This is a genomic window from Rhodococcus sp. 1163, from assembly GCF_002091985.1.
Taxonomy (GTDB): Bacteria; Actinomycetota; Actinomycetes; order Mycobacteriales; family Mycobacteriaceae; genus Rhodococcoides.
On record NZ_MKKX01000028.1, the window covers coordinates 78,441 to 94,419 of the forward strand.

Consider the following 15,979-nt stretch of genomic DNA (forward strand, 5'->3'; position numbering starts at 1 on the left):
GCTCGCCGCCAGGCCGTCACATGAGCTTGGTCGACTCGAGTTCGCGCAACAGGTTCTTGTTGTAATCCATCAACGGCCGCCGAAGCACGAACCCCAGCAGCAGTATCGGCACGATGAACAGTACGAGCCAACCCAACGCCATCCAGTAGTCACCGTCGTAGACCCCTGCGATGGCTGAGCGGATCGCGTCGACGGCATGCGTCCCCGGTAGGAACGGGCTGATGTTCGGGAACCACTGTGGGAGCACCTGCAATGGGTATGCGCCCCCGGAACCGGCGATCTGGAAGACGAGTAGAAGTACCGACAGCGCTTTGCCCGCATTGCCGAATGCTACGACGAACGTGTACGTGATCAGCGTGAACACGAGGGAGCTCACCCAGGCGGCAAGTATCAGCAGCCACGGGTGTGCGGGCTCCACCTGGACGAACAGGATCAAGCCGATGCTGACGAGTGTGCTCTGCGCGAACCCGACGAGTGCGAAGATCCCGTACCGCCCGATGTAGGTCTGATCGGGAGTCAACGACTCTCCTTGCGGCAGCGCGCCCACCGGCACATCGACGCGGATCGCCACCGACGCCAGTAACGCGCCGACCCACAATCCGAGCATCAAGTACAGCGGGGTCATCGCACTACCGAAGCTGGCCACGGCGAACACCGGCACCCGCTCGAGCTGCACGGGTTTCGACAACGAGGTGGCCAGCATCCCCGGGTCGTTGCCGATTGCGTCGGTGAGTGCGCGGAGGTCTCCCGTGTCGATGGCCTCCGCCAACGCCATGGACAGTCCGTCGAAGCGGTCGGCCGCATCCGTGAGGGAATCAGAGACCGACGAGGTCGTCGACTGTGCCTGTGCGAGACGATCGAGAAGTTTGTCCGTACCGCCGGAGAGTGTCGCCGTAGCAGTGGACAGGTCGTTGCCGACCGTCGCTATGCCGTCGTCGATCGAGGACAGTGTGGAGCCGAGGGCCTCCAGCTTCGGCCTCAGGCTGGTGTCGTAGGCATTCTTGGCGCTCTCGATGGCCTCCCTCGCGTCAGCCACCAGGCCGAGTGCCTCCTGGCGGGCGGCGCCCGTGTCGGCGTTGTTGTTGCGCAGTTGCAACGCCGCGTTCTCGAGGCCGTCCCGCAGCGCCTGCTGGCGCGCGATGGCGTTGTCGAGCCGTGAGACTACGAGGTCGAAAGCGCCCCTGGCGATGTCGGGGATCAGCGGCGCGACCGTGGCCACGGCACTGTCACGCGCGCGGACATATTGATCGACCTGCGTCTGTACCCGTGCTGCCAACGCCTCGACGGTGTCCGCGCTGCTGCTCGATTGGTCATCGAGTGATGCATAGACGTCGTCGATGCGGTCCGACACCGCTTGATAGCTCGCGTCGCTCGCCGACAGCGCGCCGCCGAGCGAACCTGCCGCCGAGGTCAAAGTCGACGTCAGCGAACGTGCGGCATCTGCACCGCCGCTGATGGCGTCGGAGGCCTGCTGCAGCGCGCGTCCCGAAGACGCGGCCAGGTCCGAGGCGCTTGTCACCAGTGGGACGCTCGATGAGATCAGTGCGGTGAAAATATCCGCGGTGCCTGCGCCCGACCGGAGCTGCGCCGCGATCTGACCGACTCCCGCCTCGAGGCGGGACAAGGCGGCCTGGGTGTCGGGGTCGTTCAGTTCCTCGGAGAGCGAGGAGATGATCCGTAGTCCTACTTCACCGAGCGTGGCGGCGAAGGCCTCGTTGATGTTCGTCGACACCTCGGTCGCGCCCTGTTCGGTGATGTTGGGGGCGAGCGCGTTCTTCTTCTCGTTGGTGTAGTACTCGATCGCGGTCCGCTGACCGCCGTCCTCGTAGAACGTCATCATGTCGGTGCTGAACTCCGGCGGTAGCACGAGGGCGGCGTAATACTCGCCCGACCTCGTGCCTTCGATCGCGTCGTCCCGTGAGGTGATCACCCAGTTCAGATCGTTGTTCGCCCGCAGCGCGGAGATTGCCTGCTCGCCGATGTTCACCCGTAGCGGGATGAGAGCACTCTGGTACCCCTCGTCGGTGTTGGCCACCGCGACCGTGAGGTTCTTGGTGTTGCCGAACGGGTCCCAGGTGGCAATGACGTTGAACCACGTGAACAGCGAGGGGATCATGACCAGCCCTGCCAGGACGATGATCGCCATCACGTTGGTGGTGCTGCGACGCAGGTCGCGGCGAACGAGCGTCCAGGCGTTCCTCACTCGCGCTCACCCCGTTCGACTCGCTCGTCGGAATCCACGTCGGGTGTCTCCCTCTCCTCATCCATCTTCGATGTACTCGGGAACGTCGCATCGTGCCCGGTGCCGGTACGCACGAGCACGCGGCGCAGTTCGGTGTCGGACATCTCACCCAGTTCTTCGGCGAAGCCGATACTCTGCTCGATGTATTCGAGCGTCACGAGGAAGCCGATGACGAGCAGAGAGAACAGCACCCAGAGGCCGAGGAGCGGGGCCTTACCGCCGGGGATCAGCCACGCGAGGAGTCCGAGGGACAGCATGACCATGAGGGTGACGGCGAAGGTGGCCCGCAGCACAGTTGGATAGTTCTGCCTGAAGCGACGTGCCCTGGCCCTGACGACCCGCCGGTATCGTCCCCCGTTCGACAGTGCATGGATGATCTGCGGCAGCTGGTAGCGGCGCCCGGTGATGTGAACGTCCTCGGTCACGAACAGCTGCGTGGTGGCGATCCTGCGGCTGAACAGTAAAGCGAAGTTGCCGAGCCGGATACGGAGGACGAGCCCGAGGAGGAACGACAGGGCGACGAACCCCGCCAGAGCTGCCATGTTCTTCCAGTAGTGGTCACCGTAGAAGCCGCTGATCGTCTCCCGCATGGCGTCGATACCGTAGGTGAACGGGAGAGCGGGGTACAGGGCGCGGAAGAACCCCGGCATCAGTTCGATCGGATACAGGCCCGCAGCGCCGGGGATCTGCACGATGACGAGCAGGATGCACAGCCCCTTGCCCACATATCCGAGGGCGACCGAGAGCGCGTAGATGATGCTCAGGTACGCCGACCCGATGAGCACGCTGGTGGCCACGAACGCGAGAGCACCGACCGTCTCCACGCCGATGACGAGGTTGCCGATCGAGAGGACCAACGCTTGGACGACGCCCATCGCGGCGAGCAGCATCCACCGCCCGAGATAGGCCTGCCTGACCGTCAGCCCGTCGATCGACTCTTCATCGACTTCGAGCTTGAAGATGACCACGAGCACGAACGCGCCGATCCAGAGCGAGAGGTTCGCGAACAGGGGTGCCATCGCAGAGCCGTAGGCCGCGACCGGGAACACCGGGTGTTCGTCCACCTCTACGGGCGATGCCATGAACTGCGCGATCTGTTCGGCATCGAGTCCTGTCAGTGTGCGGAGCGTGTCCCAGGCGTCCGCCGTGCTGAGCGCGACCACATCCGTCCGCACACGATCGAGTCCGGCCTCCACCCCGGCGAGATTGCCGTCGAGCGAGTCGAGTGCCGTCGACGTCGCATCGAGTTGGACGCCGAGACTCGTGAGCAGATTCTGCGCCTGCCCCAGCTGTGCGCGCTGTGAGTCGATCGCCGAGGACAGGGCCCCCGCGCTTGCCGACAGTCGCGACATCGCGCCGTTGAGTTCCGGCCCTGTCAGCAACAGAACGTCGCGGACGGACCGCGCCGAGGAACCCGCAGCCTGCGCGGCGGTGTCGATGGCGTCCGCCGAGCTCCGGATCGCCGTCGTCGCCTCGGCCACGACGGAGTTGAGTTGCTGCACGCGGGCGAGGATGTTCTGGTCGTCGGGGATGCGGTCCTGCAGCGCGGTGACAGCCTCGCTCAACCGAGCGGACAGCTCGGAATTCGGAACCGTCGCGGCCAGCAGCGCCTGGACTTCACCGAGTGCTTCGCCGGTTCTGGCGACGACCTCGTCGGCATCGTCCAGCCCGGAGCCGACTGCGACGCCTGCGCGCTCGAGCCCCGACGTCACCCTCGCGACCGACCCGTTCAGCGTCGACGCGGCGTCGGCCAGGAGCGTGGCGCCCGAGACGTAGGCGGTCGTCAACGAGCCGGTGAAGTCGGCCAGTTCCTGCTGCGCCTCGTCTGCGATCTCTCGAGCCTGGCCGACGGCGGTCTGTACCTCGCCCAGTGTGGCGTCGACCGTGCCGAGCGTGTCTCCCGCAGAACCGAGACCGCCCCGGGCGCTGGACAGCCCCTCCTTGATATCTCCGATCCGCTCGCGCGCCGACGCAACCGTGCCGACCGCTCGATCGAGCACGTCGACGGTGTTGTTCTGGGCGTCTTTCAGCCTGCGTTCGACATCGTCGCCGGTGTCGGTCAACTCCTCGGCGACCGCCTTGGCGACGACCGAGACGAAAGTGCTGTTGACCTGCGTGTCGAGGGTGGTTGCGCCGACGTCGGTGATTTTCGGAGCGACCGCGTTCGCCTTCTCGTTCACGTAGTACGTGAGGGTGGGGGGCGTGAAGGCGCCGGAGGTGATACTGAGGAGATCACGGGTGAAATCCGGTGGGATGATGATGGCGGCGTAGCTCGATCCGCTCCGGACCGCCTCCATCGCGTCGTTCTCGTCCATGAACTGCCACCCGAGTCGATCGTTCACTTCGAGTTGGTCGATCAGCTGACTGCCGACGTCGACATCACCCGTTGCGGTCGAGGTGCCACCCTCGTCCTGGTTCACGACCGCGACGCTGACGTTCGCAGTTTCCGAGAACGGATCCCAGAACGCCGCGATATTGACCCAGGCGTACAGCGATGGGGTGATCATGACGCCGAGGATGACGATCCACGCTTTGCGCACGAGCGCGAGCCGTCTGACATCTCGCGAGAACACGCGAAAGACGTTGCGCATCTATATCTCCCTGCGGGTCACGTCTCGGGGCCGAACGGCGATGCCGGACTGCCGGGGGAGTCGGTCTGGGCGGGTCGATCCTCTCGAACTGTAACCCTTACCGGTGGAGACGACATTTCGTTCGCCTACACCGGGCGAGCAGGCACGATGGGCGTCACTGTCGACTTTGGCGGGGCCGGTAACGAGAATCCGCCGAAGCGCGCTCGATCAGGTGATGCCGGTGGTGAGCAGCGCGGCCAGTTCGGCATAAGCCTGCGAGTCTTCGAGCCCGGTGCGCTCGGCCACCTCGCGGCTCTGGATTCGAGCCATCGTCGTTGCAGTTACATCGGCAACGAAGACGGCGTGGACTCCGCGGACGTCCCCGGCCGAAGTGCCTTCGTCGATCAGTTGCTGCACGCGTTCGGCAGCAATAGCGGTGTTCTGCTCGTAGACCTCGCGGGCGGGGGGGAAGGCTGCGAGATCGTCCATGAACTGCGCCGACGCGGGTTGCAGTGCGACGCCGACCGCCGACAGGTACTCGGTCAGTCGCGCGCCGGTCCCGTCGACGGTGGCGATGGATGCCTCGACCCGGTCGGTTGCGCCACGGAAGAAGTGAATGGTCGCGGTCCGCACGAGCTCGTCCTTGCTCCCCGCCAATGTGTACAGCGTCGACTTGCTGCAGCGCAGGCGTGCCGCGATGTCCTCGAGCGTCAGGTGCGCGAATCCTTCGTCGAGGAACAGTGCGACCAGTTGGTCGAAGAGCTGGGCGCGCCGGACAGTCGCGTGAGCTGCGGTCATACCGCGAAATGGTACTGCACTCGACGCCGCAGTACTGTATGCAGTACCGTGAGCGTGATTGCAGTACTGTCCGTGGTTTCGTGAGGAGTGCCCAGTGCCCGTCGATCGCCTGCTGCCCACCGAGGAAGCCAAAGATCTCATCCAGCTCACCCGTGACGTCGCGGACAAAGTGCTCGCCCCGATCGTCGACGCACACGAGAAAGCCGAGACGTACCCGGACGGCGTGTTCGCTCAGCTCGGTGAGGCAGGGTTGCTCAGCCTGCCGTTCCCCGAGGAATGGGGTGGCGGAGCGCAGCCGTACGAGGTCTACCTCCAGGTCCTCGAAGAGTTGGCGTCGAGATGGGCCGCGGTTGCCGTAGCCGTCAGCGTGCACAGCCTCGCCTGCTCGCCGCTACTGGCATTCGGAACCGAAGAGCAGAAGCAACGCTGGTTGCCGGAGATGCTCGGTGGCTCGCAGATCGGTGCCTACTCCCTGTCCGAGCCGCAGGCAGGATCCGACGCCGCCGCCCTTACCTGCAAGGCGGTGCCATCCGGCGACGGATACTCCGTCACGGGAGCGAAAGCGTGGATCACCCACGGCGGCATCGCCGACTTCTACAATCTCTTCGCACGCACTGGTGAGGGATCGAAGGGCATCTCCTGCTTCCTGGTGCCCAAGAACCTCGACGGGCTCACCTTCGGCAAACCCGAGGAGAAGATGGGACTGCACTCGGTACCGACGACATCGGCGCACTACGACGGCGCCTACCTTCCAGCCGAACGCCGCATCGGTACCGAAGGGCAGGGCCTGCAGATCGCCTTCAGCGCACTCGATTCCGGCCGTCTCGGTATTGCCGCGGTCGCCGTCGGAATCGCCCAAGCGGCCCTCGACGACGCGGTGGCCTACGCGAACGAACGCACGACGTTCGGCAAGAAGATCGTCGACCATCAAGGCCTCGGATTCCTGCTGGCCGACATGGCAGCCGCCGTCGACTCTGCCCGAGCTACATATATCGACGCCGCCCGACGCCGCGACAGCGGGCTCGACTACTCGCGAAGCGCATCCGTCGCCAAGCTCATAGCCACCGATGCCGCGATGAAGGTGACAACCGACGCCGTCCAGGTGTTCGGCGGATACGGATATACCCGAGACTTCCGTGTCGAGCGGTACATGCGGGATGCAAAGATCACGCAGATCTTCGAGGGCACCAACCAGATTCAGCGTCTCGTCATCGCGCGGGGCCTACGTTCGGCGGGTTAACCTCGGATATGGCCGACATTCAGCTCGAGACTCCAGCAGGTCCTGTTTCCGCTGCACTGGAAGTGCCCACTGGGGAAGGGCCGTGGCCCGGTGTCGTGATCGTGCACGACGCATTCGGACTGAACGAGGACGCCAGAAATATCGCGCGCCGGTTCGCCGATCAGGGCTACCTTGCGCTGGCTCCCGACTTGTACAGCCGGGGCGGAATGCGTAAGTGCGTCGTCGGGGTCTTCCGTGCGCTTCTCGGACAGAGCGGCGCCGCCGTGGACGATCTGCTCGGGGCTCGGGAGTATCTGCTCGCGCGTGAGGATGTGACCGACAGCGTCGGGATCGTCGGGTTCTGCATGGGAGGTGGATTTGCTCTGCTGTTGGCGCCGAGGGGTTTCAGGGCGAGCGCGCCGTTCTACGGCGTCTCGCCGAAAGATATGGAGAAAGCACTCGACGGTGCATGCCCGATCGTCGCTTCGTACGGAAAGAACGATCCGAGCTTGATCGGTGCCGGCAAGAAGCTCGAAAAAGTGTTGTCCGACAAGGGAATCCCGCATGATGTGAAGACGTATCCAGGCGCAGGTCATGGTTTCGCGAACGCGCTGCCCGGCAACAGGAAAGCTGCGGTTCTACGACGGATCAGCGGTCTCGGCTTCAAAGAAGAGCAGGCCGAAGACGCCTTTGCCCGGGTGTTCGATTTCTTCGATCGACACCTTCACTGAAGCTCGGACACGGGCTGCTTCCCTTTGAGCCAGCGATTGGGGAGCCGTCCGACCAGTTCGCCGAGCGGATTGACGGCAGCGGAAAGTATCTCGACCGAATCCTGCAGGATGTCGACACTGACCCCCATGCGTTCCAGGTTCGGGGCAAGCGAAGCCAACGTCTCGGACAGGCTGACGAGCTGATCGAGGGGACCGCCCTTGGCCGTCAGGCGTTCGATGGCACCGCCCTCGGAGAGCAGTTGTTCGAGCAGGCCGCCCTCCTCGAGTGCGCGCTCGATGGCCCCGCCCTCCCTCGTGAGCCGATCGAGAAGACCATCCCCGGCCAGTAGACGTTCGAGGGGGCCGTCCTCGGCGAGCAACCTGTCGAGTGGCCCGCCTGTGGCGGTGACTCGATCGACGGGGCCGCCGTCGGCCAGCAGTCGTTCCAGCGTGCCTTCCTCCGCAGTCAATCGGTCGACGACACCACCGGGCGCGAGGAGTCGATCCAGCGGCCCACCTTCGCGAAGGGCGTTGCCGAAGGCGCGATCTTCCGAGGTCAGTTGCCCGAGTTGGGTGAGCAACTGCATGGTCCCACCCCGAGGATTGGCAAGGGAAGCGAGGTTCGACGGTTGGGCCGCGCCGGACTCCAGCACGAATCGGGTCGTGGAGAGGACCGTGCTGGTCACTTGCAGCGCAGTTTCCGTCATCGCGATCCCGGCACGCGCAGGGAATGTGATCGCCGACACCCAGTTCATGGTTTTACTGTAACCGCTGGAGACATCATGAAAGGACCTTCAAGCCGACCACACAGCCGACGATGCCCATCAGCAGCGCGACCTTGATCCACGACGCGGCCTCGTCGCCGGTGATCATTGCGTAGGTCACGGTGAGCGCGGCGCCGATCGCAACCCAGACCGCGTAGGCGGTGCCGGTCGGTAGCGTGCGCATCGCGAGCGCGAGACCGCCCATGCTGATCACGAGAGCGACCGCGAACACGATCGTCGGACCAAGTTTGGAGAATCCGTCGGACTTGCCGAGGGCCGTTGCCCAGACGGCTTCGAAGGCGCCGGAGACGACCAAAATCAACCAAGCCATGCGTACAACACTCCCATGCACCGTCTTGTCGCAGGCCGGGTACGGTGCGCTCGTCCGCTCGTCACAAAAGACTGGCACGACCGTACCGCAACGTACAGGTTCACAGGAACATCACAGCGAGCGTCCAGCGAGTGCGCAGGCGTCCGGTTCATGATGGTGGTGTGAGCCATCCTCCGCACGCTCGTGTACTGGTTGTCGACGACGAACCGACGATTCGGGAACTGCTGTCGGTCAGTCTCCGATTCCAAGGCTTCGAGGTCCAGACTGCCGCTTCGGGTCCGGAAGGTCTGGACAAGGCGAGAACTTTTCGCCCCGACGCGGTGATCCTCGACGTCATGATGCCGGGCATGGACGGCTTCGGGCTTCTTCGTCGATTACGGGCAGACGGCGTCGACGCACCAGCGCTGTTTCTCACCGCCCGTGATTCCGTCGAGGACAAGGTGAGCGGACTGACTCTCGGTGCCGACGACTACGTCACCAAGCCGTTCAGCCTCGAAGAGGTCGTTGCTCGCCTGCGCGTCATTCTTCGGCGGTCGGGAAAGACGGAAGAGACGCCGCCGTCGCGAATCTCTTTCGCGGACATCGAACTCGACGACGACACTCACGAAGTGTGGAAGGCAGGCGAACCGGTTTCGCTCTCACCCACCGAGTTCACACTCCTGCGTTACTTCATGGTCAATGCGGGCACGGTGCTCAGCAAGCCGCGGATTCTCGATCACGTGTGGCACTACGACTTCGGCGGTGAGGTCGGGGTCGTCGAATCGTACGTGTCCTACCTGCGTCGCAAAGTCGACACCGGGGCCCAGCCTCTCATCCACACCCTTCGGGGCGTCGGCTACGTCATGCGGCAGCCGCGGTGAGACTTCGCAACATTCCACTGCGATTCACTCTGGTGGCGGCGCTGCTTCTACTCGTCGCTGCCGGCCTTCTGGCGTCGGGACTCGCTGTGACGTCGACACTCGAGACCTCGCTGGTCCGACGTGTCGATCAGTCTCTCGTCGAGGCATCCCGCACCTGGGCCGAACCGCGGGGTCTCGACGGCCCGCCGCCGCCGCCGCCGTCGGCGTCGAAAGGTCGACCGCCGAGCGACTTCTACGTCGACGTGACCGACCCTGCGGGGCAGTCGAGATTCGTGCTGACACCGGATGCAGACATCGGCGTTCCCGACACCGACGGTGTCCCGATCGGAACTCCGGTTACCGTGGGGTCGAAAGGCGGCGGCACCGAATGGCGTGTGCTGACGATCAGCAACCAGAACGGTTCGACTCTGGTCGCACAGCCGCTCATCGCGGTCGAAACTACCGTAGACAGATTGATCGTGCTCCAAACGATCATCGGCGCAGTGGTTCTCGCAGTGCTTGCCGTCGTCGCATACTTCGTCGTTCGCCGCAGTCTGCGGCCGCTCGTCGAGGTCGAGGAGACTGCCGCCGCGATCGCGGCCGGTGACCTGCACCAGCGCGTTCCCGAACGCAGTGAGCGCACTGAGATCGGCAAACTGTCGGCGGCCCTGAACGGAATGCTGACACAGATCCAGCGTGCCTTCGCGGCCAGTGCAGCATCGGAGGAGGCGGCACGCGCCTCGGAGGACAAGATGCGACGCTTCGTCGCCGACGCGAGCCATGAGCTGCGAACGCCGTTGACGACGATCAGAGGATTCGCCGAGCTCTACCGCCAAGGCGCCATGAGCGATATCACGTTGCTGATGAACAGGATCGAGGGTGAAGCGGCCAGGATGGGCCTGCTCGTCGAGGATCTGCTGATGTTGGCGCGGTTGGATGCTCAGCGGCCCCTCGAGATGAACACCGTCGATCTGCTGTCCGTGGCGACCGACGCAGTCCTCGATGCCAAAGCCGTATCTCCGGAACGCACAATTTCCATGAAAATGCTTCCTGGGCCTGGTATTCCAGAGGTCAGCGGCGACGATGCCCGGCTGCGTCAAGTGCTGGGAAACTTGATGAGCAATGCGATCCGGCACACCCCCGCGGAAGCCGAGATCGCGGTCTGCGTCGGAACCATCGACACGACTGCACTGGTGGAAGTACGCGACACCGGTCCTGGACTGTCGGCAGAAGAATCCGCGCACGTCTTCGAACGGTTCTATCGCGCCGATTCCTCACGCACACGCGAAAGCGGTGGCAGCGGACTCGGATTGTCGATCGTAGCCGCATTGGTCAGCGCACACGGCGGGACCGTGACCGTCGACAGCACACCGGGCCAGGGCGCGACCTTCCGCGTCGAACTACCGCGCGTCGACGGGTAGGGCCGCGCTACTTCTTCTTTCCCCTGCAGAGCAGCACGACCAGGGCGCCCGCTACCGATACCGAGGACGTGAACAGGACTGCGGAGTTCCAGCCTTCGACGAGCGCGGTAGGAGAACTCGTTCCTCGCGGCACCGCCAACACCGCAACCACGGTCACCCCTACCGCAGATCCGACATAGCGGGCGGTGTTGTTCGCGCCGCTGCCCATCCCGGCACGTCCGGCCGGGACGCTCGCGACCGCTTCACGTCCGAGTGCTGCGTTCAATACTCCGCTCGCGACACCTGCGAACAGCAGGCCCGGGAGAAGACGAAGCCAGGTCGAGTCGACCGAGAGACCGAGCAGTGCGAGTTGTCCGATCGCAACGCCGATCAGACCTGCTGCCAGTTGCACACTGCCGGTGACGCGGGCTGGAATATGTCGTGCGAGAAGGGCTGTCACGACGGACGTAGCAGACCAGGCGAAGAGCAACAGGGCCGCGCCCAACGCATCGATGTTGTAGGCGTTACCGAGAAATCCGGACATGAACGACATCAGCGCGATAATCCCGGCACCGGTGACGACAGCCGCGACAGTAGCTGCGACGAACGCCGGTTGGGTGAACAGTTTCAGATCGAGCATTGCTGCGCGACTTCGGTGTTCGACGACGACGAAGACGATCAACAGCACCGCCGATACCGCGAAGAGACTCAACGGCAGAGGCCGCGCCCATCCTTGGCGCCCTTCGACAAGGGCAGCGAGAAGAGCACTCAACCCGAACGCCAGCAGAAGCGCGCCGGTGGGATCGAGTCCACGAGGGGTATCCGACGTCGACTCCCGCACGAGTCGATTCGCGGCGACGGCGAGCAGAGCCGCTACGACCGCGACGAGCCAATACGCGTCGCGCCACGTTGCCAGCCGATCGAGCGTCGCGACCAGGAGCGGGCCGAGTGCGATTCCGGCGCCGAGGCTGGCGCCCCAGACACCACTGGCGTGTGCCCGTCGTGGACCTGCCGGGTGAGTATGCGCAATGATTCCAAGGCTCGACGCGATCACGGCGGCGCCGCCCAGCCCTTGCAGCACGCGAGCAAGAACGAAGATCACCGTATTCGGCGACACGGCGCACATCACCGACGCGACGGCCAGCACGAGCGTGCCGAGAACGAACGTGCGACGCCTCCCGAAATCGTCGGCCATCGTTCCGGTGGTGAGCAGTGCTGCACTGAGCCCGATGCTCATGGAACTGAGAATCCAGGTCTTACCGGCGGTGTCGCTGCCGAGTGTGGCGGCGGTGGAGTTGATCGTCGCAAGCGGCGCGGTGAATGCGACGAGAGTGAGCAGGGTGCCGAGGGCGGCGATCGAGAGAGACCGTCGTTGGTCGACGGCAGAGTCGGTCAGGGTCACGATGTGTGCTCGGCCGATCAGGTAGGAACGTTGGCGCCGTGGCCACACTCGCGGAGCGCGGCACGCAGCTTCTCCGCGGCCTCGTCCTGCGACTGCGGTGACGGGTTCGGGTCTGCTCCGGAGATGTCGAAGTTGCGCATGTCGTACGCAGGGAACACGTGCAGGTGTAGGTGCGGAACCTCGAGCCCGGCAATCAACAGACCGGCCCTCGGTGCATCGAACGCCGACCGCACCGCTGTGCCGATGATCTGGGCGACTGCCGTGATCTTGGCGAAGGTGGCGCCGTCGACGTCCTGCCACTGGTCGATTTCCTCGCGAGGAACGACGAGCGTGTGACCTGGAGTGACCGGGGCAATAGTCAGAAACGCCACGACATCCTCGTCCTGCCACACGAATCGTCCCGGAATCTCACCGCTGATTATCTTGCTGAAGACCGATGCCATAGTTGCAAGGATAGGCGGATCACAGCTGATTGCCAGCTCGGTGGCAGGGACGTCGCAGGTCGAGGCCCGAACCTGGTGCCATGACATCGAACTCACTACTTCGAGCCGGATGGAACGAAGAATACGGCCGAGAGTCGAACTCGACGGCCACCGCCACACTCGAGGTGGTCATTCCCGTGTACAACGAGGAAGACGATCTCGAACAATGCGTTCGACGGCTACACGAACATCTCGATGCGAACATTCCCTTTCGCGCCCAGATCACGATCGCCGACAACGCCAGCACAGACCGGACCCTCGCCGTCGCACATTCCCTGGCCGCAGACATCGACGGAGTCCGCGTCCATCACCTGAACGACCGGGGACGCGGGCGTGCGCTGAAGGCAGCGTGGTCGGCGTCCGAAGCTGACGTCGTGGCCTACATGGACGTGGACCTCTCCACCGATCTCAATGCGTTGATGCCGCTCATCGCACCGCTCGTGTCCGGACACTCCGACCTCGCGATCGGATCTCGACTCAACCGATCCTCGCGGGTGGTGCGTGGCGCGAAACGCGAAATGATCTCACGGAGTTACAACCTGATTCTGCGCACATCGCTACGCGCACGTTTCTCGGATGCGCAGTGCGGATTCAAAGCCATCCGGGCGGACGTCGCCCACGAGCTACTGCCGCTCGTTCAGGACACCGGTTGGTTCTTCGACACCGAACTGCTCGTCATCGCCGAGAAGGTCGGACTTCGTATTCACGAAGTTCCGGTGGATTGGGTCGACGACCCCGACAGCAGCGTCGACATTCTCGACACTGCAATCAAGGATCTGCAGGGGTGCTGGCGGGTCGGGAGAGCCCTCGCCTCCGGCGCCCTGCCGATCGCCGAGTTGCGCACAAGCCTCGGACGGGAGCCTCTGGTACGAGGTGTGCCGCACGGCATGGTCGGACAGCTGGTCAGGTTCGGCATCATCGGGGTGTCGAGCACCGCAGCGTACGCACTGCTGTATCTGATCCTGCATCCACTGATCGGTGCGCAGGCCGCGAACTTCTTCGGCCTACTGATCACCGCAGTGTTCAACACTGCGGCAAATCGAGCCTTCACGTTCGGGATTCGTGGCTCCAAAAGCGCAGGCAAGCATCAGATTCAGGGATTGATCGTCTTCGCCTTCGCCCTACTCCTGACCAGTGGTGCACTGGCGTTACTGCACGCGTGGGTACCAGGAGCATCCCGGCACCTCGAACTTGCCGTTCTCGTGGTGGCGAATCTCGTCGCAACGGTATGCCGATTCGTCGCCCTCCGTTGGGTTTTCCGTACCGGCGGAGAGGCGGCACAGTGAGGGCGTCGAGTCGCCGCTGGGAGTGGATCGGTCTCGGCGCGCTCCTCGTCGGCACTGCCGTCGCCTACATCTGGGGCCTCGGAGCGTCCGGCTGGGCCAATTCGTTCTACTCCGCTGCGATACAGGCAGGGTCGGTGTCCTGGAAGGCGTTCTTCTTCGGCTCTTCCGACGCGGCGAACTCGATCACCGTCGACAAACCACCGATGTCACTGTGGCTGATGTCGCTGTCGGTTCGAATTTTCGGACTCGATTCGTGGGCGATGCTGATTCCACAGGCGTTGCTCGGTGTCGGTTCCGTGGCGTTGCTGTGGGCAACGATTCGAAGACAATTCGGTTCTGCAGCAGGGCTTCTCGCAGGTCTGACGCTGGCGGTCACTCCCGTTGCTGCCCTGATGTTCCGCTTCAACAACCCCGACGCGCTGCTCGTACTACTGATGGTCGCGGCGGTGTGGGCGTCGATGCGTGCAGTCGAGGACGGCCGTACTCGATGGCTCGTGCTCACCGGCGTATTCGTCGGCTTCGGATTCTTGACCAAACAGTTGCAAGTGATGCTCGTGATCCCGCCGATCGCGCTGGTCTACCTGTTCGCAGGCCCACCGAAGCTCGGTCGGCGGCTCCTACAGTTGTTCGCCGCTCTCGGTGCCGCGATCGTCTCCGCCGGCTGGTGGCTCCTGATCGTCGAGCTGTGGCCCGCGTCGTCGAGGCCGTGGATCGGTGGCTCACAGAACAATTCGATCCTCGAACTCACCTTGGGTTACAACGGACTCGGTCGCCTGAGTGGTAACGAGACCGGCAGTGTGACTCCGGGCGGTGCAGCAGGTCCCGGGACCGGCGGCGCAGGCGGCGGTATGTGGGGTGAAACCGGCATCACCCGCATGTTCGACGCCTCTCAGGGAGGTCAGATCGCGTGGCTGATTCCGTCCGCACTGATTCTTGTCGTACTGGGAATTATTCTGCGCGGCAAAGTCGGTCGAGAAGATCCGCAGCGCGCAGCGCTGGCAGTATGGGGACTGTGGTTGCTGGTGACCGGATTGACGTTCAGCTTCATGGCCGGCATCTTTCACTCGTATTACACAGTTGCACTTGCCCCAGCGATCGCCGCCTCGATCGGCGCAGGCAGTGTGCTCGCATGGTGCAATCGCGATCGGTACTGGGTCCGGATCGGCATGGCGGTGGCCACCCTCGCCGCGGTAGTGATGGCATGGGTTCTGTTGGGGCGCAGCGCCGACTTCCAGCCGTGGCTTCGCTGGACGATCCTCGGCGTCGGCATCTCAGGAGCAGTGCTCGTACTGATTCCGGCCATGACACGCGGAAAGCTGGCGCTCGCCTCGATTCTCGCCGTGGTGTTCGCAGGACTGGCAGGTCCCACCGCCTACACCGTCGACACTCTCGCAACCCCGCACACCGGTTCCATCGTCTCCGCCGGACCCGATGCCGGCGGGATGGGAGGCTTCGGTGGCGGTATGCGCGGTGACCGCGACATGCGTGAGGGTGACCCAGCCAGACAACCCCCGGGCGCTTTTCCGGGCGCTTTTCCGGGCGCGGAAGCATTTCCCGGCGGCGGGGGAGGTGGTTTGCTGTCGGCGAGCACACCGACCGAGGCCATCATCTCGCTTCTCGATGCCGAGGCGCAGTCTTACACCTGGGTCGCGGCAGCAGTCGGCTCCAATACTGCCTCCGGCTACCAACTGGCCACCGAGGACCCGGTCATGGCGATCGGTGGATTCAACGGCAGCGACCCGTCGCCGACGCTCGCCGAATTCCAGCAGTACGTTGCCGACGGCGATATCCACTACTTCATCGCAGGCGGCGGTATGGGTGGCAACAGCACCGGAACTTCGTCCGAGATAGCGGAATGGGTGGCGGCCAACTACACCGCGACCACGGTGGACAGCGTCACGTTGTACGACCTGAGTAGCTGAGTTTTCGCTCCGAG

At 64.2% G+C, this 15,979-nt stretch carries 13 protein-coding genes and 1 riboswitch; of the genes, 6 read left to right on the forward strand and 7 right to left on the reverse strand.

Annotated features, from left to right (window positions below):
- Positions 1–16: 16 nt before the first annotated feature.
- The 3 genes from BJD99_RS11775 to BJD99_RS11785 all read right to left on the reverse strand — a co-directional run bounded on the left by BJD99_RS11775 (position 17) and on the right by BJD99_RS11785 (position 5,610).
- Entirely contained in the window at positions 17–2,203 is a 2,187-nt protein-coding gene (locus BJD99_RS11775; RefSeq protein ID WP_084347028.1) for a YhgE/Pip domain-containing protein, read from the reverse strand.
- A complete protein-coding gene (locus BJD99_RS11780; RefSeq protein WP_084347029.1) occupies positions 2,200–4,833 on the reverse strand; it encodes a YhgE/Pip domain-containing protein in 2,634 nt (877 codons plus the stop codon). The genes BJD99_RS11775 and BJD99_RS11780 overlap by 4 nt, the downstream gene beginning before the upstream one ends.
- Positions 4,834–5,040: 207 nt before the next feature.
- Complete coding sequence (locus tag BJD99_RS11785; RefSeq protein ID WP_084347030.1) at positions 5,041–5,610, reverse strand: TetR/AcrR family transcriptional regulator; 570 nt, start codon at positions 5,608–5,610, stop codon at positions 5,041–5,043.
- A 94-nt stretch (positions 5,611–5,704) separates the two neighbouring features.
- Between BJD99_RS11785 and BJD99_RS11790 the strand changes: the two genes are divergently transcribed.
- Both BJD99_RS11790 and BJD99_RS11795 read left to right on the forward strand, forming a co-directional pair.
- Positions 5,705–6,850, forward strand: a complete 1,146-nt coding sequence (locus BJD99_RS11790) for an acyl-CoA dehydrogenase family protein (RefSeq protein WP_084347031.1) — start codon at positions 5,705–5,707, stop codon at positions 6,848–6,850.
- Positions 6,851–6,858: 8 nt separating this feature from the next.
- On the forward strand, positions 6,859–7,560 hold the full coding sequence (locus tag BJD99_RS11795) for a dienelactone hydrolase family protein (RefSeq protein WP_084347032.1): 702 nt from the start codon (positions 6,859–6,861) through the stop codon (positions 7,558–7,560).
- Here BJD99_RS11795 and BJD99_RS11800 read toward each other — a convergent pair.
- Together BJD99_RS11800 and BJD99_RS11805 are read right to left on the reverse strand one after the other, a co-directional pair.
- Positions 7,554–8,294: an ABC transporter gene (locus BJD99_RS11800; RefSeq protein ID WP_084347033.1), complete on the reverse strand. Its 741-nt coding sequence runs from the start codon at positions 8,292–8,294 to the stop codon at positions 7,554–7,556. The genes BJD99_RS11795 and BJD99_RS11800 overlap by 7 nt on opposite strands.
- 25 nt (positions 8,295–8,319) lie before the next feature.
- Complete coding sequence (locus tag BJD99_RS11805) at positions 8,320–8,634, reverse strand: multidrug efflux SMR transporter (RefSeq protein ID WP_084347034.1); 315 nt, start codon at positions 8,632–8,634, stop codon at positions 8,320–8,322.
- Between the two features lie 14 nt (positions 8,635–8,648).
- Positions 8,649–8,715, reverse strand: a riboswitch (guanidine-III (ykkC-III) riboswitch).
- 80 nt (positions 8,716–8,795) lie between these two features.
- Between BJD99_RS11805 and BJD99_RS11810 the strand changes: the two genes are divergently transcribed.
- Complete coding sequence (locus tag BJD99_RS11810; RefSeq protein WP_084347035.1) at positions 8,796–9,494, forward strand: response regulator transcription factor; 699 nt, start codon at positions 8,796–8,798, stop codon at positions 9,492–9,494.
- Positions 9,491–10,894, forward strand: a complete 1,404-nt coding sequence (locus tag BJD99_RS11815; protein ID WP_256895628.1) for a HAMP domain-containing sensor histidine kinase — start codon at positions 9,491–9,493, stop codon at positions 10,892–10,894. Before BJD99_RS11810 ends, BJD99_RS11815 begins: the two co-directional genes overlap by 4 nt.
- Before the next feature lie 7 nt (positions 10,895–10,901).
- Here the strand turns inward: BJD99_RS11815 and BJD99_RS11820 are convergent, their stop codons facing one another.
- Both BJD99_RS11820 and BJD99_RS11825 read right to left on the reverse strand, forming a co-directional pair.
- A complete protein-coding gene (locus BJD99_RS11820; RefSeq protein ID WP_084347115.1) occupies positions 10,902–12,275 on the reverse strand; it encodes an MFS transporter in 1,374 nt (457 codons plus the stop codon).
- 17 nt (positions 12,276–12,292) lie between these two features.
- Positions 12,293–12,718, reverse strand: coding sequence for an HIT family protein (locus BJD99_RS11825; RefSeq protein ID WP_084347116.1), 426 nt, complete (start codon positions 12,716–12,718; stop codon positions 12,293–12,295).
- An 80-nt stretch (positions 12,719–12,798) separates the two neighbouring features.
- Here BJD99_RS11825 and BJD99_RS11830 point away from each other — a divergent pair, with 80 nt between their 5' ends.
- Entirely contained in the window at positions 12,799–14,043 is a 1,245-nt protein-coding gene (locus BJD99_RS11830; RefSeq protein WP_084347036.1) for a bifunctional glycosyltransferase family 2/GtrA family protein, read from the forward strand.
- Positions 13,986–15,965 carry a glycosyltransferase family 39 protein gene (locus tag BJD99_RS11835; RefSeq protein ID WP_084347037.1) on the forward strand — a complete coding sequence of 660 codons (1,980 nt, stop codon included), beginning with the start codon at positions 13,986–13,988 and terminating at the stop codon, positions 15,963–15,965. The genes BJD99_RS11830 and BJD99_RS11835 overlap by 58 nt, the downstream gene beginning before the upstream one ends.
- Positions 15,966–15,979: the final 14 nt, after the last annotated feature.